At 37.6% G+C, this 19,706-nt stretch carries 22 protein-coding genes; 7 read left to right on the top strand and 15 right to left on the bottom strand.

Translation table 11 applies throughout. From position 1 onward, the window contains the following. From ACR2F7_RS17290 to ACR2F7_RS17265, 6 genes are all read right to left on the bottom strand, one after another. A partial coding sequence (locus tag ACR2F7_RS17290; protein WP_432714781.1) for a phosphatase PAP2 family protein occupies positions 1-672 on the bottom strand: 672 nt, incomplete at its 3' end. Positions 673-690: 18 nt separating this feature from the next. Then, on the bottom strand, positions 691-1,875 hold the full coding sequence (locus tag ACR2F7_RS17285; RefSeq protein WP_432714780.1) for a sensor histidine kinase: 1,185 nt from the start codon (positions 1,873-1,875) through the stop codon (positions 691-693). Between the two features lie 84 nt (positions 1,876-1,959). Then, the gene (locus tag ACR2F7_RS17280) at positions 1,960-2,970 is read right to left on the bottom strand and encodes an ATP-binding SpoIIE family protein phosphatase (RefSeq protein ID WP_432714779.1); all 1,011 of its coding nucleotides are present in this window, start codon (positions 2,968-2,970) and stop codon (positions 1,960-1,962) included. After that, positions 2,963-3,376, bottom strand: a complete 414-nt coding sequence (locus ACR2F7_RS17275; RefSeq protein WP_432714778.1) for an anti-sigma regulatory factor — start codon at positions 3,374-3,376, stop codon at positions 2,963-2,965. The genes ACR2F7_RS17280 and ACR2F7_RS17275 overlap by 8 nt, the downstream gene beginning before the upstream one ends. Before the next feature lie 5 nt (positions 3,377-3,381). Next, positions 3,382-3,765 carry an STAS domain-containing protein gene (locus ACR2F7_RS17270; RefSeq protein ID WP_432714777.1) on the bottom strand — a complete coding sequence of 128 codons (384 nt, stop codon included), beginning with the start codon at positions 3,763-3,765 and terminating at the stop codon, positions 3,382-3,384. Positions 3,766-3,768: 3 nt separating this feature from the next. Then, positions 3,769-4,623, bottom strand: a complete 855-nt coding sequence (locus tag ACR2F7_RS17265) for an STAS domain-containing protein (protein WP_432714776.1) — start codon at positions 4,621-4,623, stop codon at positions 3,769-3,771. Positions 4,624-4,855: 232 nt separating this feature from the next. Here ACR2F7_RS17265 and ACR2F7_RS17260 point away from each other — a divergent pair, with 232 nt between their 5' ends. After that, positions 4,856-5,920, top strand: a complete 1,065-nt coding sequence (locus tag ACR2F7_RS17260) for a dipeptidase (RefSeq protein ID WP_432714775.1) — start codon at positions 4,856-4,858, stop codon at positions 5,918-5,920. A 193-nt stretch (positions 5,921-6,113) separates the two neighbouring features. Here ACR2F7_RS17260 and ACR2F7_RS17255 read toward each other — a convergent pair whose 3' ends face one another. Continuing rightward, positions 6,114-6,569: a ferritin-like domain-containing protein gene (locus tag ACR2F7_RS17255; protein WP_432714774.1), complete on the bottom strand. Its 456-nt coding sequence runs from the start codon at positions 6,567-6,569 to the stop codon at positions 6,114-6,116. A 148-nt stretch (positions 6,570-6,717) separates the two neighbouring features. Between ACR2F7_RS17255 and ACR2F7_RS17250 the strand changes: the two genes are divergently transcribed. Beyond that, entirely contained in the window at positions 6,718-7,905 is a 1,188-nt protein-coding gene (locus ACR2F7_RS17250) for a PQQ-dependent sugar dehydrogenase (RefSeq protein ID WP_432714773.1), read from the top strand. Positions 7,906-7,907: 2 nt separating this feature from the next. Further along, entirely contained in the window at positions 7,908-8,888 is a 981-nt protein-coding gene (locus ACR2F7_RS17245) for a gluconolaconase (RefSeq protein WP_432714772.1), read from the top strand. 13 nt (positions 8,889-8,901) lie between these two features. Here the strand turns inward: ACR2F7_RS17245 and ACR2F7_RS17240 are convergent, their stop codons facing one another. From ACR2F7_RS17240 to ACR2F7_RS17215, 6 genes are all read right to left on the bottom strand, one after another. Then, on the bottom strand, positions 8,902-10,029 hold the full coding sequence (locus ACR2F7_RS17240; protein WP_432714771.1) for a glycosyltransferase family 4 protein: 1,128 nt from the start codon (positions 10,027-10,029) through the stop codon (positions 8,902-8,904). A gap of 123 nt (positions 10,030-10,152) precedes the next feature. After that, positions 10,153-10,524 (bottom strand): YybH family protein, encoded by a 372-nt coding sequence (locus tag ACR2F7_RS17235; protein WP_432714782.1) that lies wholly within the window; start codon positions 10,522-10,524, stop codon positions 10,153-10,155. Between the two features lie 102 nt (positions 10,525-10,626). Next, positions 10,627-11,253 (bottom strand): arylesterase, encoded by a 627-nt coding sequence (locus tag ACR2F7_RS17230; RefSeq protein ID WP_432714770.1) that lies wholly within the window; start codon positions 11,251-11,253, stop codon positions 10,627-10,629. Between the two features lie 9 nt (positions 11,254-11,262). Beyond that, positions 11,263-13,503 carry a xanthine dehydrogenase family protein molybdopterin-binding subunit gene (locus tag ACR2F7_RS17225; RefSeq protein ID WP_432714769.1) on the bottom strand — a complete coding sequence of 747 codons (2,241 nt, stop codon included), beginning with the start codon at positions 13,501-13,503 and terminating at the stop codon, positions 11,263-11,265. A 48-nt stretch (positions 13,504-13,551) separates the two neighbouring features. After that, positions 13,552-14,571, bottom strand: coding sequence for an FAD binding domain-containing protein (locus ACR2F7_RS17220; RefSeq protein WP_432714768.1), 1,020 nt, complete (start codon positions 14,569-14,571; stop codon positions 13,552-13,554). Continuing rightward, positions 14,564-15,049 carry a (2Fe-2S)-binding protein gene (locus ACR2F7_RS17215; protein WP_432714767.1) on the bottom strand — a complete coding sequence of 162 codons (486 nt, stop codon included), beginning with the start codon at positions 15,047-15,049 and terminating at the stop codon, positions 14,564-14,566. The genes ACR2F7_RS17220 and ACR2F7_RS17215 overlap by 8 nt, the downstream gene beginning before the upstream one ends. A gap of 496 nt (positions 15,050-15,545) precedes the next feature. On the opposite strand from ACR2F7_RS17215, the gene ACR2F7_RS17210 reads away from it, so the two are divergent. The 4 genes from ACR2F7_RS17210 to ACR2F7_RS17195 all read left to right on the top strand — a co-directional run bounded on the left by ACR2F7_RS17210 (position 15,546) and on the right by ACR2F7_RS17195 (position 17,991). After that, complete coding sequence (locus ACR2F7_RS17210; RefSeq protein ID WP_432714766.1) at positions 15,546-16,178, top strand: hypothetical protein; 633 nt, start codon at positions 15,546-15,548, stop codon at positions 16,176-16,178. Further along, complete coding sequence (locus ACR2F7_RS17205) at positions 16,178-16,987, top strand: DUF3307 domain-containing protein (RefSeq protein WP_432714765.1); 810 nt, start codon at positions 16,178-16,180, stop codon at positions 16,985-16,987. The genes ACR2F7_RS17210 and ACR2F7_RS17205 overlap by 1 nt, the downstream gene beginning before the upstream one ends. A 167-nt stretch (positions 16,988-17,154) precedes the next feature. Continuing rightward, positions 17,155-17,361, top strand: a complete 207-nt coding sequence (locus ACR2F7_RS17200; RefSeq protein ID WP_432714764.1) for a YtxH domain-containing protein — start codon at positions 17,155-17,157, stop codon at positions 17,359-17,361. Between the two features lie 12 nt (positions 17,362-17,373). Next, entirely contained in the window at positions 17,374-17,991 is a 618-nt protein-coding gene (locus ACR2F7_RS17195) for an OmpA family protein (RefSeq protein WP_432714763.1), read from the top strand. Positions 17,992-18,304: 313 nt separating this feature from the next. Here ACR2F7_RS17195 and ACR2F7_RS17190 read toward each other — a convergent pair whose 3' ends face one another. Both ACR2F7_RS17190 and ACR2F7_RS17185 read right to left on the bottom strand, forming a co-directional pair. Then, positions 18,305-18,721 carry a hypothetical protein gene (locus ACR2F7_RS17190; RefSeq protein WP_432714762.1) on the bottom strand — a complete coding sequence of 139 codons (417 nt, stop codon included), beginning with the start codon at positions 18,719-18,721 and terminating at the stop codon, positions 18,305-18,307. Positions 18,722-18,945: 224 nt separating this feature from the next. After that, complete coding sequence (locus tag ACR2F7_RS17185) at positions 18,946-19,527, bottom strand: helix-turn-helix domain-containing protein (protein ID WP_432714761.1); 582 nt, start codon at positions 19,525-19,527, stop codon at positions 18,946-18,948. Between the last annotated feature and the right edge of the window lie 179 nt (positions 19,528-19,706).

Here is a 19,706-nt window from a genome sequence, read left to right as displayed (position 1 = left end):
TTGTTTATCTTTAACCAGCAGTTTCTGAAGACCCGGGTAAACAAGGTAGGCCAGTTTAGTTGACAGAATACCAACGCCAGCTCCTGCAACAACATCACTAAACCAATGGTCGTTATTATAGATTCTCAAAACAGATGTAGCGGAGGCAACGGTGTATGCGGCCACACCATACCATGGCGATTGGTCACGGTATTCCTGGTTTATTAATTCTGCACCGGCAAAAACTATGGTGGCATGTCCAGAAGGAAAAGACCGATGATCAAGCTGATTAGGACGTTCCTTATTGCTCCATGTCTTTAATAGTTTTGCACTACCTACAGCAAAGCCTGCGGAAATTAATACCAGGGCTGTTTTTTCTTTAATAGCATGTTTGCTTTTAAGTCCTAAAGCCTCCATGCCATACAGGGCAACAAATGGTGCATACCTTAAATAATCATCTGCCGAAGTACTAAAGTTTGGCCTTTGTTCATTTCTTCGTTCAGCAATATGATGATCAAGGTTTTTTAGGGCTCCATCGTTCAAAGCTATTGCACCGTAACTGAGCGCAATAACTCCTGGCAAAAAAGTTTTAATGCCATTGTGTTTTGGTTGAGTAATAAGGGTATCTGTATATTGAGCAAAACCATTGAAGGTTAAACCTAAAAATAAGGTTGCTATAAGTATTGCCTTCATTTATTGATGTATATAAGGTTATGTTAAGGGCAGACTAATATAAAACGTAGAACCTTTACCTATCTTACTCTCTACCCATATTTCTCCACCATGAGCCTTAACAATTTTTGATGCGATATACATGCCCATCCCTAAACCAGATTTTTTGCCCACCACCTCGGGTTCACGGTGAAACTTATCGAAAATTTTTGTTAAGCCACTTTCTGAGATCCCTATCCCTTCATCAGAGATAGATAAGATCATCAATTCTTGCTTAGCATTGGTATTGATATAAATTTTTGTTGCCTTATCTGAGTATTTTGCAGCATTGCTTAACAGATTACTTAAAACCTGTTCCATTCTTAGCCTATCAATCATTACCCCTTTCGTCAACCCCATGTTAAAAGTAACATGATGGTCTGGCACAAGATGTTTCAGGTCCTCTATAAGCTTACTGAGGTAAGAATTAAAATCTGTACTCACCATTGCATATTCCAAATGGCCATTTTCAATTTTAGCCGTATCTAATAATTGCAGCGCTAAGGTAGATAGCTTTCCACATTGCTCATTCATTTTTACAATGAGCTTTTGTGCATCTGCTAAGGTCTTAATTTTGTCTGATAAAGCCAATTGTCCATAGGCTTTAAGAATTGTGATGGGCGTTTTCAACTCATGACTAGCCATGGAGATGAACTCCGTTTTAAGGTCGTTTAAATATTTTGATGCCTCCAGTTCTTCTTTTTGAAGCTCAGTTTTTTGAATAAGTACCTGCTTGCTGTTTTTTAATTCTTCGTATGTAGATATGGGGCCCAAATTAGTAAGCATTGCATTTATCTTCTCAATCTTTAATGATGTTAGGTTCATTGACTTGGGCAAGCCTATGGAAAATTCAATAAAAAACAAATCATCCTTAACATAAGTATCAAAAAAAGGAACTAACTTTTTAGCGAAATGAAATAAAGATTTATCAATTACAGATTCAAATGCGGGATAGAAGATATTGCAAACTAACTTAAAGCGATGATCGCGTTCGGCAATGCCAATGGTCAGTACACCAGTATCTGTATGATCTGTTATTACCCTTACAACTTCAGAAACAGCACCAGCAAAGGTGCTTCTCGTAGAAAGACTTAAATGAAGCAGCTCGGCCAGCCTGATAAATTTCTGACTGGACAAAACTAAATCCATTTCGCTTTCCAGCGTAATTTCTATAAGTCTCTTCATCGTTATAAACGTTGTTTTTTATAGCTCATTCCGCTATCATGAGCAGTAATATGTTGTATTTGCACTGGTTTTCTCATCATGGATTTACAGTTGATTAACCTTTAGAATTACTACTGACATATCATCTGTTTGCCGCCCAAAGTCTTTGTAAATGGCCGCTGCAAGAATGATAGGGTCGTATCTTAAAATGGTAGGATGTTTAGTGAAATCCCATCTTGACTTTATGCCATCAGAACAAAGTATTAAGTAGCGAAAATCTTTAGCTTGAATAACATATTCCGTCATTGTGTTTGGGATATTATGCCCAATTATGCCGTTATAAGACATGATATTCCTGACTTCGTTGCCATCAATTGCTTTGGTAGAGATATTCCCTACTCCAACTATTTTAAATAACTTATTTCTTTTGTCATAAATTACTACAGTCCCTACCCCACCACGGGTCTTCTTAAGCACGGGATGCATTGCCCTGATGAGCTCGTCTGGACCTGCTAAACGATACGATTGGAAAAAATCATTAGCTTCAATGACCACTTTATTTGCTTCAGTGCCATGCCCCAGGCCATCAATGACCATGAGTTTAAAGTAAAGTTCTGTATTTGTGTACATACAGCCATCACCACTTACGGTTTCGAAAGGTTTGGCAAGAATTAAATGGCTGACGAGGACAGGCTCGATTGTTCTTTTAATGTCTGATTTATATATCCGGGAAACCAGTATAGTACCCCAGCCTACCTGGCTATAGATAGAAAAGAAATCAGAGAGGCGTTTGATGCTCCCTAAGCCATATCCTAGTGTAGTGGAACTGGAAATGCCATCTAATAATACCGAGGACAGGTCATTAATACCGGGACCATTGTCAATACTGATAATTTCCAGGTATTGAGCGGGGCCTTCACCTATAACAGCACAAAGAACTTCCCCCCCTGTAGCATACTTTTCCAGGTTCGAGGTAATTTCGGCAACTATTAAATCTATATGATTGATTTTTTGCTCAGAAAAATTAGCGGCTAAAGCCTGTCTGTGAATACCTTTTCTGAGTAAGGCAAAAAAACTTCTTTCGGATGCAGGATAACTTATATGATTGTTAACCATTACACCATTTAATAATTGATACAGTGGTTCCTACACCCGGCTCTGAAGTGATATCAAAAACATTAACCAGTCGTTTTGTTCCTGGTAAACCTAAACCCAGGCTCTTGCCTGTAGAATAGCCATCTTTCATCGCTAAAGAAATGTCAGCTATCCCGGGTCCTTTGTCCCTGAAGGTAAGCCTTACGCCTTTATTTCTTTCTTGCATAACAGATTCAATAATAACCTCACCACCATCTCCATATTTCAACATATTACGCACCAATTCACTCGCCGCAGTGATCAGTTTAGTCTGATTAAGCAAACCCATCTTTAAAACTACGGCACAATCCTTCACCTTATTCCTGAAGGGAACAACATCCTGATCTCTTTGGATCTGTATAGATTGTTTAAATAAGGTGTTAATCATTTGGCTTAATCTTCTTCAGTTTCTTCCTCGTACAAATCTATTTTGTTACGCAACAAGTCCATCCCTTTCTCTACATTTAAAGCTGTATGAACCCCTGTTAAAGGTAATCCTAATTCTATAAGTGTAATGGCCACCGCAGGTTGCATGCCTACTACGACCGTTTCTGCATCAAGAATTTTAGACATGCTGGCAATGTTTCCAATAATGCGTCCCATAAAAGAGTCAACAATAGAAACAACAGAAATATCAATCAATACGCCCTTTGGATTGGTAGCGCTGATAGTTTCGATGAGATCTGCCTCTAAATTTAAGGCCAGCCGATCATACAAATCTACTTGTATAGTAACAAGCAAAAATGGGCCCATTTTTAAAATTGGTATTTTATCCATTGTCTACTTGACTAACATCTGTTTTTTCACTTCCAACTTCAAGGTTTGGAAAGAGAACCTCAAGGCATGTGCCAAAGTTGCTTTTGTGATAATATTTGATAAGTCAATGCCCAAATGAACAATTGTTTGTGCAATTTCCGGACGAATACCACTGATTACACATTCTGCACCCATTAAGCGAGTTGCTGCAACAGTTTTCATTAAATGTTGGGCAACAAGCGAATCAACCGCCGGCACACCTGAAATATCAAGAATAGCAATACTGCTTCCTGTTTCAACAATAGCCTGCAACAGGTTCTCCATCACCACTTGAGTTCTGGCACTATCTAAGGTCCCAATAATTGGCATGGCCAAAATACCATCCCATACCCTGATCACTGGTGTAGATATTTCGGAGATTTCGTCTGTTTGTCTTAAAATTACTTCTTCACGTCCTTTAATAAAGGTTTCAAAAGTAAGCAGACATAAGTTATCAAAAAGGTTATTTATTTTTTTACTTTCATGATAAAGAACTGCATAATCTTCTATTTGCTCTTCCATAACAGCTAAAATTGCCGTTTTTAAACCACGAACAAATTGTTCTGTTTCTTTTGGGCTATACCCTTGCTTAGCTCTGTTTATGGCAATTTCCGACAAGCTATCAATTACAGGCTCAAGTTCCCTGGAATTAATTTCTTCAATGTTGTTAGCATTAAGATTTTTCACCAGTAAGTTTAATAACTCTCTGGATTGCTCTTTAATCTCATAAGCACTGGTTGCATCTTCATGCTGCCCCTGCTGGCTCATTTGATTTTGGATCCATCGATCTAAAATAACACTGTTAGATTGCTGAAGAATCTCAAATATATTTGTTCCCATTTTTATAAAATTGTTTCCAAAGATAAATGAAACTAGTTAATTTCAAAGGAGATGAATTTTTATTACAAAAATAATCTGAGATTTATAATGATGCCCATGAACAACTAATTTAAAAGCACATGTTTATTAGTTTCTATAAATTACTACATTAGGACTGCAAAGCCCAGAATAAACCTGCACAAAAAAAGCACGCAACAATCTGGCGGTCAAACACCTACAAATAATAAAATTAATGAAAAACTTATTACTCTTGTTGCCATTTTTTATTTCAATGGAGTTGATGGCTCAAAATGCCAAAACTATCCATGAAAAAGCTATTGTCATAGATACACATAACGATGTATTACTGAACCAAATGAAAAGTGGTGCAGATTTAGCAAAACGCCTTACAACCGGTAATTTTGACTTGGTGAGGGCAAAAGAAGGTGGTTTGGATGCACAAATATTTTCTATTTGGTGCGGAGATGACTATGGCAAGGGAACTGCTTTTGCCCTAGCAAACCGCCAGATAGATTCTTTGTATGCTTTGATTAAACGCAATCCAGATAAAATTGTCCTGGTGCGCAATAGCGAAGACCTTAAAAAAGTTGTAAGCCAAAAAAAACTTGCCGCTTTAATAGGTGTTGAAGGAGGACACATGATTGAGGACAGCCTTACCTATGTGGATAGCCTTGCAAAAAGAGGAATGTGTTACTTAACGTTAACGTGGAACAACAGCACCTCCTGGTCCACCTCTGCTTATGACGAGACTTTTAAACGTGATAGTTTAACTCACTTCGGATTAAATGAACTGGGGAGAAAAATTGTACACCGACTTAATGAACTTGGTGTAATGGTCGATGTTTCTCATGTAGGAGAAAGAACTTTTGCCGATGTGTTAGCCACCACCACAAAACCTGTAATAGCTTCTCATAGTAGTGTCTATAATCTTGCTCCCCATCAGCGTAACTTAAAAGATGAACAGCTGAAGGCCATTGCTAAAAACAACGGTGTTGTATTTGTAAATTTCTATAGTGGATTTTTAGATCCTACTTATAAAGAAGCTACACCTGTACGTCCACCCCTAAGTTTATTGATTAAACATATCGATTATATGGTAAAGTTAATTGGGGCAGACCATGTTGGTATTGGGGCTGATTTTGAAGGTGCGGAATCTTATCCTTTAGAGATGGATGGCGTTCATGATTACCCAAAAATTACTGCTGCTTTGTTGAAGTTAAATTATTCCACAAAAGATATCAATAAAATCATGGGCGGTAATCTTTTAAGAGTATTAAAAGCTAACACAGGAAAATAAGCTAACCTGAAAATTACAGATGAACGCTATTAGGTATAGACAAGGTAAGGACCAGGTAGGGACCTGCTAGCGGAAAACCGTTAGCAGGTCCCTACTTAGTCACCAACAGCGACAGGCTTGATCGACTATCACATTAACTGAATCTTTAGTAAGTATCAACGTCATATTTGAAGAAATATAAGGAAATTACAGTTTATGCTTTTCTTGCCACAAGAAGGGTTTCAATTTCTTTTAAAGCATTTAAAATCCCTTCTCTATGTCTTTGCAGTAATTGCATATGGTCTGCATGATCTTGATAGTCGGCAATGTACTTGTCGTATTTTTCTATCGCTGCCTTTTCACCAGTAACCACAGCTTCAAGTATAGCTACATCTTCTTTACTGCTTAAAGCTTGCTTCAAATCTATCCATGTGCGATGTAAAGCCCCTAATATACCACCGCTTTCATTGTCGCCAACACCACCATGTGTGGCAATATGAGATTTTAGTTCTTCAGCATAACCTGCACGCTGCGCAGCATATTTTAAAAATACACCCTGCAGTTCAATCTTATCTGTTACTTCACAAGCTGATTCATAGCCTTCTTTTCCATCATTAACAATCGCTAATAGTTCCTGTAAATCGCTGATAATTTCTTTATTGCTTTCCATTGTTTATTTTTATTTGATATCTCTATAAACCAAATTCAGTCGAAATGGTTTTTTTTAACATCTTAACGATACACAAGTACACAATTATCAGATTTCAAAAACCACCCTAATCAACTGCTGTTTTCAAGGAAATAAAGATAGGTAGTTTATGAAACACACCCTGATCTTGCTCCTGGCTTTTGGCTTAACAAGTAGTATAGCATTAGCACAACGCGGTTTGCCTCCAAGGGCTAAAACAAGTACCGTGATGGTAACTAATTACCCCCGGCATGTAGATTTCCTACCATTTATGCGCAAATACCTTAAGGTACCCAGAGGATGGGAATTAAGTATTGCCGCTAATGGACTAGGGAAACCCAGGATGCTCCAACAGGGGCCTAATGGTGTACTTTATGTAACCCGCCGGGATGCTGGAGATGTTTTGATGCTGATGGATAAAGATGGTGATCATCAGTTTGAAGACCTTATTACCGTACTGTATGGGTTTAAAGGCGTGCATGGCATCACTATTAAAGACGGCTGGATTTACTTATGTAACAACAATGAACTTCGTCGCTATCCTTTAAACAGCGATGGCACTTTTGGAGCGATGGAATTGCTGATCAATGATTTGCCAGCTGCGGGGCAGCACCCGAATAGAACTATTGCTTTTGGTCCCGATGGCATGCTTTACATCACTATTGGTACACTTTGTAACGACTGCAAGGAGAACGACAAAGAGGCTGCTACCGTGCTGCAAGTTGACCCAAAAACCTGGGAACGGCGCATATTTGCTAGTGGTTTAAGAAATACAATTGGTTTTGATTTCCACCCTGTATCCGGAGAGCTCTGGGGAATGGATAATGGAGCGGATGGCAAAGGTAATAAATGGCCTCCTGAAGAATTAAATGTCATTACGGATGGTGGAAACTATGGATATCCTTATGCCTATGGCCATAATAAAATCGATAAAAGTCGTGAGGATCCTCCAGGAGATAATAAGAAACAATGGACTAAGAATGCAAATCCATCCATGCTCAACTTTAAGGCGCACATGGCCCCTATTGATTTTAAGTTTTTCGGAAAGGCCACTATACCTGCAGACTGGACAGGCGATGCCCTGGTAGCATGGCATGGCTCATGGAACAGCAATAAAGCAGTAGGCTTTAAGGTGCAGCGTATAAAATTTAAAGATGGAGTTCCGGTGCGGGCAAAAAACTTCTTAAAAGGATTTCTCGTGCCGGGGGGCAAAGCACGTTTTGGGCGTCCTGCCGGCATCGCTATTACACCTGAGGGAGTGGTCTATGTGTCTGATGATGCTAATGGGGTTATTTATGTAATTAAAAAAACCAGGTAATTATGAAAACATTTAAAGCATTTACCGTTGCCTGTTTATTTTTGATGGGCTGTATGGTAGCAGGCCCCGGTGCAAGGATAAATTTTTCTGCTATAGACAGTTATCCAGAGGGATTGGCATATGACAGTTTACGTGCTGTTTATTATGTTTCCTCAGCACGTACAGGTACCATCGGAACGGTAACTCCTGATGGAGAATACACGGTTTTACATGCAGATAGTACTTTAAAATCTACCTACGGTTTAAAAATACATCCAGACGGCAACAGGCTTTTTGCTTGTGTTGGCGATGCCAATTATAGCAGGTATAGCACTGCGGATACATACCTTAAAATGTGCCGGTTAATTAGTGTTGACCTTGAAACAGGCAAAAAGCTGTCTGATGTGGATTTATCTGGCCTATTGCCAGGCAAGCATTTCCCAAATGACCTGGTTTTTGATGAGCAGCAGAACATTTACCTTACAGACAGCTATGCCCATGCAATTTATAAAATAACCCCTGCCGGACAAGCATCTGTATTTGTTAAAGATAGTCAATTTGAAACGGAAGGCATTGGGGTAAATGGCCTGGTCTACCATCCTGATGGATATTTACTGGTAGATAACAGTAATACAGGACAATTGTACAAAGTAAATATGAAACAGCCACAATATGTACAAAAAGTTGCAGCCAATCAGTTTTTTCTTGGTGCAGATGGACTATTATTAAATGCAGCTGACACCCTTACTATAGTTGTAAACGGTGGCAATGATAAGATATTTCAACTCACTACTGATGATAATTGGAAAAGTAGTCGATTGTGTAGCACCACCCTTTTACTCGACCGCTTTACCTACCCTTCTACTGCAACGCTTAACAGCAACGAAGTGTGGGTGATGAATGCAAAGTTTAACGAATTGGTTGATAGCAATGCAGTGCCCTCCAAAATATTTGCTATTCAGCGTGCTGATTTTCTTCCAGTTCCGAAACGCAAACTGAAATAATTTTTTCCCCTTGTTACCTTGCTGATTCAATAATGTCCATCAGTTTTTTATAGTTGTTATCTATATTAAACGCTGTGTTTACTAAATATAAACTATGCTGGCGATGTTCTTGTATGATTGCGGGTTGCAGCAAATACTTTTCTATTGCCTGATACAGGTCATGATAAGCAGCATTTATTAAAAATCCATTTTTATGATCTGCCACATAATGTGCGGTCCCGTTATCGCGAGAGCAAATGATAGCCAGGCCACTCGCCATAGCTTCTAGCTGAGATACGGAGGCTGGTTCCCGGATACTGGGCATTAAGAAAACATGGTGTTGCTGATAATGGCTATCCATTTCCTTGTTTGGCACATTTTTAATTAAGGAAATAATATTTTGTAACTGACGGCTTTCAATGTCTGCTTTCAATTGCTCATAATAGTCCTCTCTTTTTGCTGTGCCTGTGCTTCCAATGATGGTCAGTTTAAAATTCGGATAGTTTTTGCTCAAGTGTGCTGTAACATCCAGCAGAAGCCTGAGGTTCTTTCTGGGTTCATACTTGGCCACACATAGAAGTTTAATTGTTTGAAGCTTGCTTTCTAAGTCAGGTCTAATTGGTCGGGGCGAAATAAAAAAAGGCAGGTAATCCATATACGAAAGTGAAAGTGTTTGGTCTCCTTGATTTCCTGTATATAAAACCGGTGAAAACCATTTTATTCTATACCTGTTGGAGAGCACATAATCGTAAATTTTTCTCAATAAACTTACCCGCTGCACTTGTATAGGATTTTGTGTATAATAGATCAATTTAATTTTTGACCATAAATAAGGATATAAAAGCCATGAATATACTGGTTCTGGTCCACCCCTAATGATCAGCACGTCGGGTTTAAACGCATTGATCATTTTATAATAAGAAACAGGTTCTGGGAGCGCATATTTTTGAAATGCTGAAATATCAACGCTTTTTTTAAACAAGCGAATATAAGCCTTTGTTAAAACCGATATAGGAATGATTTTAGGTACAAGTGCCGAATAATCTTCACTGTTACCTTGTCCCATTACAAAAAAATCAATTTGATGACCTTCCTGCAGGAGTTTATTAACTAAAGAAATTTGATTGGTATGGAAACGCGCCGCTATAAATAATATCCTCATTAAACAACAAAATAAATTACCTTAAAGCTATGCTATTGATTGGTTAAAAGAAAACCATTGACACAAATAGGTTAAATATTATCTATAAGAGAATGTTTAACTATATCAATATATTCATAAATATTAGTTTAAGGAAACATACAATTCACATTTCGTTAACCATTGCCCTTTTACTTTGTGCCACATGGCTGAATAATTGCCATAAAAGGGTTCGTTATGGTAGGTCCATACCCCTTGCTCCCAGGCTTTATCACCGCTTGCATTAATTTGAATGTTTGATGGTAGACGTTCAAAAACAGGGCTACTATGGGTAAACATGTATTTCCATTCTGCAATAACTTTTGCTTTTCCCAATGTGTGGCTGCCATCACCAGCTACCTGTAAGAAATCGGACAACCAGAATTTGGAAACGCCACTAACATTTTTCTCTAAAATTGCCTTATTTGAGGCTAGTCTTGCTGCTTTGATGAGTGCAACGTCTTGTTCAAAAATCATTTTCAAAGTTGCAAATTTGTTAGAGGATACTCACTTAAATTTGCACTATTTTTAGGAGGAATTTGCGCTGCCTCCTTATACAAGACAATTTTAATAATACAATTAGGATTTTTTAATATTTAAAGCCTGTAAATGACCAAGGATAAGTTGCTTGAGTGATGGCCATATATTATTTGCAATAATTCTGTATCCCTCGGCGGATGGATGATAACCATCGCTTAAATTTAAATGTGACAGGCCTGCTACCCCTTCTAATAAAAAAGGAATAAGCTCCATGTTATTTTCAGCAGCTAGTGTGCGGAAAACATAGTGATAAGGGGCTATTTTATCGGCGGCAATCCAGGCAGGAATTTCCATCCCTAACAATAACATGGATATTTTAGGAAATGTTGCCTTGACTTTATGAATGATAGCCTGGAGGTTCTGGTGTGTAAGGTGGGGCGGAATATCCTTAAAAATATCATTGGCACCTAACTCTAGCACGAAGATATCAAAATGCTGGTCTAGGTATAAATCTATCCTTTTCAGGCCGTCAAATGATGTTTCGCCACTAACGCCTGCATTGATAACCTGCATAGACATATTTTCAGCATTAATTTTTTGCTGGATCAGGGAAGGTAAAGATTCTAAAGAAATGTTATCTAAACCATAACCTGCAGTAAGGCTGTCTCCAAAAAAGAGAATTGTACCGGAGAGGTTTTGGCCATATTGTTGAGAAGAAGCTGACATATATTTAATTTACAATAAGGAATCTAAGTGAATAGGAAATTGATTTATTCTTTTACCTGTAGCATGATATACAGCATTGGCAATAGCGGGAGGCATGCCAACAAGGCCAATTTCTCCCACTCCTTTTGTACCCAATTCATTTATGATGCTGTCATTTTCTTGGATAAACATGACATCCAACTCATGAATATCTGCATGAACAGGGATGTGATATTCTGCCAGGTTTTGATTCATGTATTTGCCCAGCCGATGATCGGTTATCGTTTCTTCGCGCAAGGCTTTACTGATGCTCCACACCATTCCTCCTAAGATCTGACTTCTAGCCGTTTTAGGATTGATAATGTTACCGGCAGCTACCGCCGTTAGAGCCCTGGTTACATTAATGACACCCAACTCCTCATCAACTTCCACTTCTACAAACACTGCACTATGGGCCGCTCTGGAATAATTTTTAAGCCTTAAGAGATTTGGGACAGAAAAATTTGTTGTTTTTATAGGCTTGCCATGGTTCGCAGACATGATGTTGAGCAAAGAAATTCTTTGTGTAGAATCTGACTTTAAAATTAGGCATGTATCTTTAAAGATGACATCATGGAGTTTTGCTTTCGATAGTGGCGATCCTTCAAGACTTTGCGCTTTTTTAAATATCTTTTTCCGTAAGGCCTTCCCAGCAGCTTTTACTGCAGATCCAACACTAGAAGTAGTAAAGGATCCTCCTTGTATCGGTGCAAAGGGCAACTTACTATCCGCGTATGCAAAAGTGACGTCGGCAACAGGCAGGCCCAATTCATCAGCAGCAATCTGTGTCATCACTGTCAGTGTACCCGTGCCGATGTCTGTGACAGCACTTTTTACGAGTAATTTACCTTCAACTGTGAGTATGGCCTCTGCACGTGCAGGCAATTGATTAGACTCCCAAATGCCAGTGGCCATGCCATAACCGATAAGTTTGTTACCACGACGCATGCTGCGCGGTTGAGGATTTCGTGCAGACCAGCCGAATTTCTCTGCCCCTTGCAGGTAACAGGCCTTCAGCTCTTTGCTGGAATATGGCCGATCAACACTCACATCCCTTTCTGTATAATTAATGAGCCTAAGCTCCAGTGGGTCGATATTTAATTCATAAGATAGAGCATCCATGGTACTTTCTATGGCATGCATAGCTGTACTCCCTCCTGGCGCACGCATATCTAAAGGACTAAAAACATCAAGAGGCAAAATTTTATATTCCATCAATGTATTCATTGCTGGGTATAACATATTTGAGTAGTTAACCACCACCTCTGTATAGTCTTCAAACTGTGAAGTCTCCCCAATAGCTGTATGGTTTAAAGCTTTAACTTTACCATCGGCAGAAGCGCCGAAACGTGTTTTCTGATACGTTGGTGGCCTGTGTCCAAAAGTAAACATTTGATGTCTATCTAAAGTAACTCTTACCGGCCTTTTTAACTCCAGGGCAGCCATAACTGAGAAAAACAGTTGGTATTGAGGTCTTAGTCCTGAGCCAAAAGCACCACCAACATACGGGGATATAACACGTACATTTTTGAACTTTAAACCGAAAACATTGCCTACATACAGTTGGCAATTCACTGTGCCCTGAGTTTTGTCGTATATAGTGACTTTTCCCTTACCTTCATAAATAGTGGTTGTTGCAAATAGCTCTAAAGGATTGTGATGTTCTGTGCCATGGTAAAATTCTGCAGCTACTGTTTTTTCACTCTCCAGGTAGGCTTTTTCAAAGTCTCCTGCTGGCTTTGGTGGCATGGGCTTTAAAAATGTGGCCAATCCTGCTTTGGGTGTACGTGCATCGTCAAGGTGATCCAGTAAATTTGTTTTAAACGGCTCTTCCTTATAGTTGAATTTAACCAGCGATGCTGCATAGCGGGCAAGTTCAAAATTTTCTGCAACAACTAAAGCAATAGGCTGGCCGTTATACTGGATTTCCTCGTTTTGTAACGGGCGAAATGGAGATCCTGGTGGAGCATCCATATCAGCATAGGAAAGATCAAACCAGGCTAATGATGGACGGTTTTCATGCGTAAAGATTTCTATTACTCCAGGCAATGCTTTTGCTGCGGCAATATCAATATGCGTTATTCTTCCTTTGGTGATGCTGCTGTTGACAACATAACCATATAAAAGACCCTTTACATTGTATTCTCCCGCATACTTGGCGGCGCCTGTTACTTTTTCGTATCCTTCGATGCGACTGATTGACTGTCCTATTAATGGCGGTGTTGGCATCATTTTAACTTTATTTTTTGTAAAACCAGTATGCTTTGGCTAAATAAATCTTTACGCTGATGGCTGAGCACCTGGTAGTTGACTTTCCGGATCAAGGGCCATGAGACAATTTCGGATGATTGCTCTTTTTGCCAGCTCAATTTTAAAACTATTGTATTTATAAGGCTTTGCCCCTTCCAAAATGATATCGGCTGCTATACTAAAGTTCTCCCGTGAAGCCGTTTTACCTATTAAAAATAGCTCTGCTGCGGGTACTCTCCATGGCCTATGGGCAATGCCTCCTACCGCAATCCTTGCCTTTGTGATGAAACCATCATCTAACTCCAGGCCCGTAGCTACTGACACCAAAGCAAAAGCATAGGAATTACGATCACGCAGCTTTAAATACGAATAGTACTTAGAAAAGCCTTCCTGGGGAAGATCAATTCCTGTTATCAGTTCGCCAGGCTGCAGATTATTGTCTATATGAGGGGTATCGCCTGGTAAGCGGTGGAAATCAGCAAAAGGTAGCGCCCTATCCCCCAGTGGACTAGAAAAATGTACCACGGCTTCTAATGCAGCTAAGGCTACACACATGTCCGAAGGAAAAACAGCTATACAAGCATCACTGGTTCCTACAATAGCCATGATACGGTTGTAACCATCAATGGCTGAACAGCCTGTGCCCGGCTCACGCTTATTACAAGGACTATTGCTATCATAAAAATAATAGCACCGGGTACGCTGTAAGAGATTTCCGCCATTTGTGGCCATATTTCTAATTTGTGGGGATGCCCCCGCAAGAATGGCCTTTGCTAATAAAGGGTATCTTTTCTCTATAATGGGATGGTAGGCTGTATCCGCATTGGTCATTAACGCACCTAGATGTAAACTGCCATCACTTTTCTCAATTAAATGATGTTCGGTTTGAATTTCATTAATGTCTATTAGAGTATGGGCTTGTGTTAGCTGATACTTGAGCAAATCTATCAAATTAGTTCCCCCAGCTATGTAGTGTGTTCCTCGATTGACGTTAACTTTTTGTAAGGCCTGTGCTATGGTAGTTACACGGGTATAGTTGAAGTTATTCATGGTTATCCCCTCCTTTTACTTCCATGATGGCGTTGATGATATTTGTATTTGCACCACAACGACAAAGGTTGCCGCTCATCAATTCTTTAACTTCCGCTCTACTATGGGCCTTTCCTTCCTGGAGCATGCCAATTGCACTACAAATTTGACCTGGTGTACAGTAACCACATTGAAAGGCATCATGTTCTATAAATGCTTGCTGAAGTGGATGTAAGTTGCCCTCTGTAGAAATGCCTTCTATAGTAGTAATTTCTGCACCATCTTTCATGACTGCAAGCGTTAAACAGCTCAATATTCTTTTACCATTACAAAGCACCGTGCAGGCACCACATTGTCCATGATCACAACCTTTTTTGGTGCCCGTGAGATCAAGATAGTCCCGTAAAGCATCTAGTAAGGATACCCATGGTAACACATTTAAGCTGTATTTTTTCTGATTGATTGTGAGTGTGACAGAAGTTGCTGACGTTTCAAGCATAAGTTTGGGGTCTAATGTTGTAAAACAATATTTATGCCATCAACTGTGTCTGAGAAGATTAGATTTTTTTTGTGATCTTTTCTATAGCTTTGGGAGCCCTGAATTAGTGAAGCAATACCTAATATTTGCACTTTTAGCTATCGCACTAGGCAACTCTTTTTTAGAATATTCTTTAAAATCAACTTCAGGAATTTAGGGTTACCAGAAATATTCATTTTTCTTCTTCATCTTTCTTTTTCATCTTTATGGCAGACTGGTAAAGATCTGTGAACTAAGCTACAGCTGTCATGCATAGATGAGGAAGTCTGTTTTTTCCCTTTTAGTTTCATTACCCGAAATTATAATAAAACAAAATATGGAAGCACCTGTTTCATTATTCAACAGTTATTTTATAATTAACCATTATAGAATAAATAATCTATTATTAATATATATAGACTAATAATTGTATATATTTGAATTATAGAATATAAACATTATAAATAAGAATTAATAGATGAAATTATATGCTGTAATCACAGGTGATATTATTAACTTCACACAGCTTTCACCACAGAATAGGTATGCACTGATTGAGGAATATGAAAGTTTACTTAAAAGCTGGATTAAAAAAAGCAGTGATGCTGAAATATACCGGGGTGATAGCTACCAAATTATATTTGAAGATATCCAGGAAGCGCTAACAAAAAGCATTCAACTTTTATGCTGGTTTAAACTTCATTCTGATCATACCCAACAAATTAATCTTGGCACAAGAATATCAATTGGGATTGGAGAAGTTTCTTATCGTGGTAAAAATGTGCTGAGCTCTGATGGAGAGGCATTTCATCTTTCCGGCCGCAATTTTGATCAGCTCCGGAATGGGGAATATTTAGCTATTAAAACCAATAATGAAGAAAAAAACAAAGCTATTGATGTGATTTTGAACTTTATCAACAGAATTATAAAGGAATGGACACTAGCACAAGCGGAAGTAATTTTTTTGCTATTAGAAAATAAAACCCAACAGCAAATAGCCGATATATTATCACTCTCTCAACCATCTATAAACAGCAGGCTCAAATTGGCCAACTGGAAAGATATAGAACTAGCTATAAAATATATTTCAGATTTAGTACAGAAAAAATAATGGAAATAGGTTTATTGTTGCGGCTGTTAATAGCACATTTACTAACGGATTTTATATTGCAACCAAAAGAATGGGTAGATGACAAGGCTATTAAAAAGATTAAATCTATCAAATTGCTTTTGCATATCACTGTTACAACAATTGTGGCTTATTTATTTTCAGGATACTATACAAATTGGCTCATTCCTCTAACAATTTTCATTACTCATTATAGTATCGACATCATAAAAACCTATTTAAAAGATAGCTTTAGAACTTTTATTGCAGATCAATTATTGCACATCGCAGTCATCCTAATACTTTGGTTAACAGTTGAAAGAAGCTGGGATGAGTTAGCAGCACAATTATCAGGGATCAATTTACAGCCCGATTTTTGGTTAATTTTCACAGCATACTTATTTGTGACCTGGCCGCTTGGAATAATCATAGGAAAAGGGACACAAAGATGGAGAAATCAAATTGCTAAAGAGCAAGAGAAAGCTCAGTTAAAGAACTTATATAAAACTAGTTTAACAGGCGGATTATCTGAGGCAGAAAAGCCTCCAGTGCTACAGCAGGAAGAACAGGGCTTAGGGTTAGACAGCGCTGGTAAATGGATAGGAATTTGCGAAAGGCTTTTAATATTTACATTCGTCTTAATGCATCAATACACAGCAATTGGGTTTTTGATGACAGCCAAATCAATTTTAAGGTTTAGTGAGAAAGAAACAAATACTCAATTAAAAACTGAATATGTTTTAGTGGGTACTCTGGTGAGTTTCACCTCAGCAGCAATCCTTGGAGTGCTCATCACTTATCTTATACGATAAACAAGATCAAAGAGACTAATATGGTATTAAATTCTGAATTCAATTATAATTGAGTCAATTTATGACCTAAGATTAAAGTTGTTCAAGACAATTACATCACAAAATTCAAAAAAGACAAACATTTAATGATATAGGCTGTTTTAATTAAAAAACTAATACTTAAGGATATGGGATTATTAAAAACAGTATTAATAGGTGCTGCAGTATATGGCGCCTTTAAATATGCAACAAAAAAAGACGCCAATGGAAGGTCAATAGTTGATGACCTTAAAGATAAGGCACCTGAATACATGGACAAAGCGAAAAAGTTCAAAGAGGACTTAGAAACTAAATATACTGGTAAGGAGGGTTCAGTTACAGACCCCGCACCTTAATCACTAGAAGTCATGGCAGAATATCAGAATAAACCACATTCAAAGAATAATTGGCTATTATGGTTAATTGCAATTATTGTGGTCATAGCTCTAGTTATATTTTTTACCAGAAATAGCAATGATAAATTAGAGGACATGGCAGCTGCAAGTGACTCTGCAACCATTGAAAGTGAGATCAATGCAAATTGGTCTGGGGTAGACCCAAATATACCCGTATCAAATTACGAGGAGTTAAAAGACACTTCAGTAGAAGTCCGGGCAGGAAATGCTTATACAGTTTATAGTTTAAAAGAAGCTGTTCTTTTTGAACCTGGAAAGTATGAAGTCGGCAAGAATGGTGCGGAAAAATTAACTCAAATTGCTAGGTCAGCCAAGAAAAGATACGCTGATGGTAAAATTACCGTATATGGTTATACAGATTCTACTGGAACAGATGCTAATAATAAACAACTTGCATTTAAAAGGGCAGATGCTGTTAAATCGTGGTTAGTAAAGTATGGTGAATTTGATGCAACACAAATAAACATCCAAACACAAGGAGAATCAAATCCTATTTCTACGAATAAAACAGCACAAGGACGTGCTGAAAATCGCCGGGTAGATATTGTGGTTAGGAAAAATGAGCAATAGGAGGAAGATCTAAATATATATTACGCTCCATACAGATTTCCATCATTTATAGGAGGAGGTGTATAAAAGCCTAAATCAATACTTTCACTTGCTTCATAAACAAGTGAAAATATTGATTTAATATGCTATAAATGGCAGGGAATCACATTCTAAATTATTAACCAGTTTAGTACTATATTTGAAAATAGATGTCTTCTTTAAATATGTACTAGCCACTTACTTGATTTGACAATAGGGTTGGTCACTTACACACAATTCCTCACAGGCTCGTTCGTAACAGACACAGTTCATTTTACAGTCTCTAGGAAAATCATTAATCATTTTGTTTTCTATTTAACGGTTCATATCGAGTTTGAAAGGAAGTGCTTTGTAATAACTTTTTGTAGTCCTCTAATAAAGAAATGTATTTTTCCATCCAATAATAAACTGACTCCTGACCTCCATATTCTTTAATGAATTTAGGACTTAAAAGCCTTTCTTTGGTTTTAAGTTTATTCTTGTTGATTTCCAATTCTTCATTAAAATCTTTTGAGAAATCATAATTAATTACCTCCCCAATTCCACAAATGACATCAGCATTTAGACTTTTTTGCTGAAACCAATTATATAATGTTCTTCTATTAACTTTCATCCTCCTGGACAATTCACTAATATTTACATTTTGACGTCGAACAGCATGCTCAACTATCTCTCCAGCATTTAATTTCATAATGTTATCGTTCAATTTCATAGTATTTTAATACTTCAAGGAATTTTAACTTAATAATTGCGCGCGCTTCATTTAAATAAAACGAACGTATATTTTCATTTAGATAGGCGTTGAGTATATTATAAATCAAAAATATATATTTTTATAAAATAACTGAACCTATTGCTGCTCATTTTTTACCTGTTTATGTTCATAGCGGCCAATTGCTTAATATGATAGCTTTTATTTGTTTTAATATAAACGCTCTAGGAAGCATGTATTTTTAGCCAACGATTATAGCAATTAGTAAAGTTACCTTGATTAGAAAACCCTAGGATTAATGATATTTCCTTTTTAGTACACTTAGTTTCTCGCATGTATTGAGAAGCATATTGCATTTGTAAGCATCTAAAATAATTAAAAGGACTAGTTTTATAAGTACGTTTAAAGTCTCTCATTAATTTAGATACTGAAAGCAGGTGTAATTTAGCTAAATGAGCAATTGATGGAAAACCAATAAATATTTGTGTCTGTAAGAATTGGGCAACTTGAGGCATTTTATTATGTATAGTTGGATTATAATCAAGATTCCTTGAACCATGTTTATATATCATAAAATTGTTAATTGAAGCATTAATAGATTCTTTCTTTCTCAGTATTAAAATTAAAAAAAAACCAGCACACCTACCCTGCTCTAAATCAGGATAATATATAGCATCGGCATGATACCTTCCACCGGAAAGAATATCTATTTCAAATTCGAAATGTTGTGTTTTACCTTGAAAAACATTTTTAAGATATGGCAGATGCATATGATAGATTTCACCATACACTTCATCTAGCGTCATTTTGCCAATAAAATCATTGTTCTTTTTTTTAAAGTAAAATTTGAATAGTTGTGAAGCAAACCTACAAGTAAGGTTAGTGTCCCAATAGGAACATAGCGTGTTGTAAGAATCAGAAAGAGAAAGCGCTGGATATTCTTTGGATCTAAGAGTCATTTTTACTGGACATTTCAAGATTAGCA

It is taken from the genome of Pedobacter sp. (assembly GCF_045628745.1).
GTDB lineage: Bacteria > Bacteroidota > Bacteroidia > Sphingobacteriales > Sphingobacteriaceae > Pedobacter.
This window is presented reverse-complemented; position numbering and strand designations above follow the sequence as displayed.

Bases quoted from the DNA above. Each gene is read 5' to 3' on its own strand.
- ACR2F7_RS17275 (WP_432714778.1), bottom strand. From the start codon at position 3,376: ATGATTAACACCTTATTTAAACAATCTATACAGATCCAAAGAGATCAG.
- ACR2F7_RS17205 (WP_432714765.1), top strand. From the start codon at position 16,178: ATGGAAATAGGTTTATTGTTGCGGCTGTTAATAGCACATTTACTAACG.
- ACR2F7_RS17245 (WP_432714772.1), top strand. From the start codon at position 7,908: ATGAAAACATTTAAAGCATTTACCGTTGCCTGTTTATTTTTGATGGGC.
- ACR2F7_RS17215 (WP_432714767.1), bottom strand. From the start codon at position 15,049: ATGCTTGAAACGTCAGCAACTTCTGTCACACTCACAATCAATCAGAAA.
- ACR2F7_RS17240 (WP_432714771.1), bottom strand. From the start codon at position 10,029: ATGAGGATATTATTTATAGCGGCGCGTTTCCATACCAATCAAATTTCT.
- ACR2F7_RS17285 (WP_432714780.1), bottom strand. From the start codon at position 1,875: ATGAAGAGACTTATAGAAATTACGCTGGAAAGCGAAATGGATTTAGTT.
- ACR2F7_RS17255 (WP_432714774.1), bottom strand. From the start codon at position 6,569: ATGGAAAGCAATAAAGAAATTATCAGCGATTTACAGGAACTATTAGCG.
- ACR2F7_RS17200 (WP_432714764.1), top strand. From the start codon at position 17,155: ATGGGATTATTAAAAACAGTATTAATAGGTGCTGCAGTATATGGCGCC.
- ACR2F7_RS17185 (WP_432714761.1), bottom strand. From the start codon at position 19,527: ATGACGCTAGATGAAGTGTATGGTGAAATCTATCATATGCATCTGCCA.
- ACR2F7_RS17260 (WP_432714775.1), top strand. From the start codon at position 4,856: ATGAAAAACTTATTACTCTTGTTGCCATTTTTTATTTCAATGGAGTTG.
- ACR2F7_RS17235 (WP_432714782.1), bottom strand. From the start codon at position 10,524: ATGATTTTTGAACAAGACGTTGCACTCATCAAAGCAGCAAGACTAGCC.
- ACR2F7_RS17220 (WP_432714768.1), bottom strand. From the start codon at position 14,571: ATGAATAACTTCAACTATACCCGTGTAACTACCATAGCACAGGCCTTA.
- ACR2F7_RS17195 (WP_432714763.1), top strand. From the start codon at position 17,374: ATGGCAGAATATCAGAATAAACCACATTCAAAGAATAATTGGCTATTA.
- ACR2F7_RS17225 (WP_432714769.1), bottom strand. From the start codon at position 13,503: ATGATGCCAACACCGCCATTAATAGGACAGTCAATCAGTCGCATCGAA.
- ACR2F7_RS17190 (WP_432714762.1), bottom strand. From the start codon at position 18,721: ATGAAATTGAACGATAACATTATGAAATTAAATGCTGGAGAGATAGTT.
- ACR2F7_RS17280 (WP_432714779.1), bottom strand. From the start codon at position 2,970: ATGGTTAACAATCATATAAGTTATCCTGCATCCGAAAGAAGTTTTTTT.
- ACR2F7_RS17265 (WP_432714776.1), bottom strand. From the start codon at position 4,623: ATGGGAACAAATATATTTGAGATTCTTCAGCAATCTAACAGTGTTATT.
- ACR2F7_RS17230 (WP_432714770.1), bottom strand. From the start codon at position 11,253: ATGTCAGCTTCTTCTCAACAATATGGCCAAAACCTCTCCGGTACAATT.
- ACR2F7_RS17210 (WP_432714766.1), top strand. From the start codon at position 15,546: ATGAAATTATATGCTGTAATCACAGGTGATATTATTAACTTCACACAG.
- ACR2F7_RS17250 (WP_432714773.1), top strand. From the start codon at position 6,718: ATGAAACACACCCTGATCTTGCTCCTGGCTTTTGGCTTAACAAGTAGT.
- ACR2F7_RS17270 (WP_432714777.1), bottom strand. From the start codon at position 3,765: ATGGATAAAATACCAATTTTAAAAATGGGCCCATTTTTGCTTGTTACT.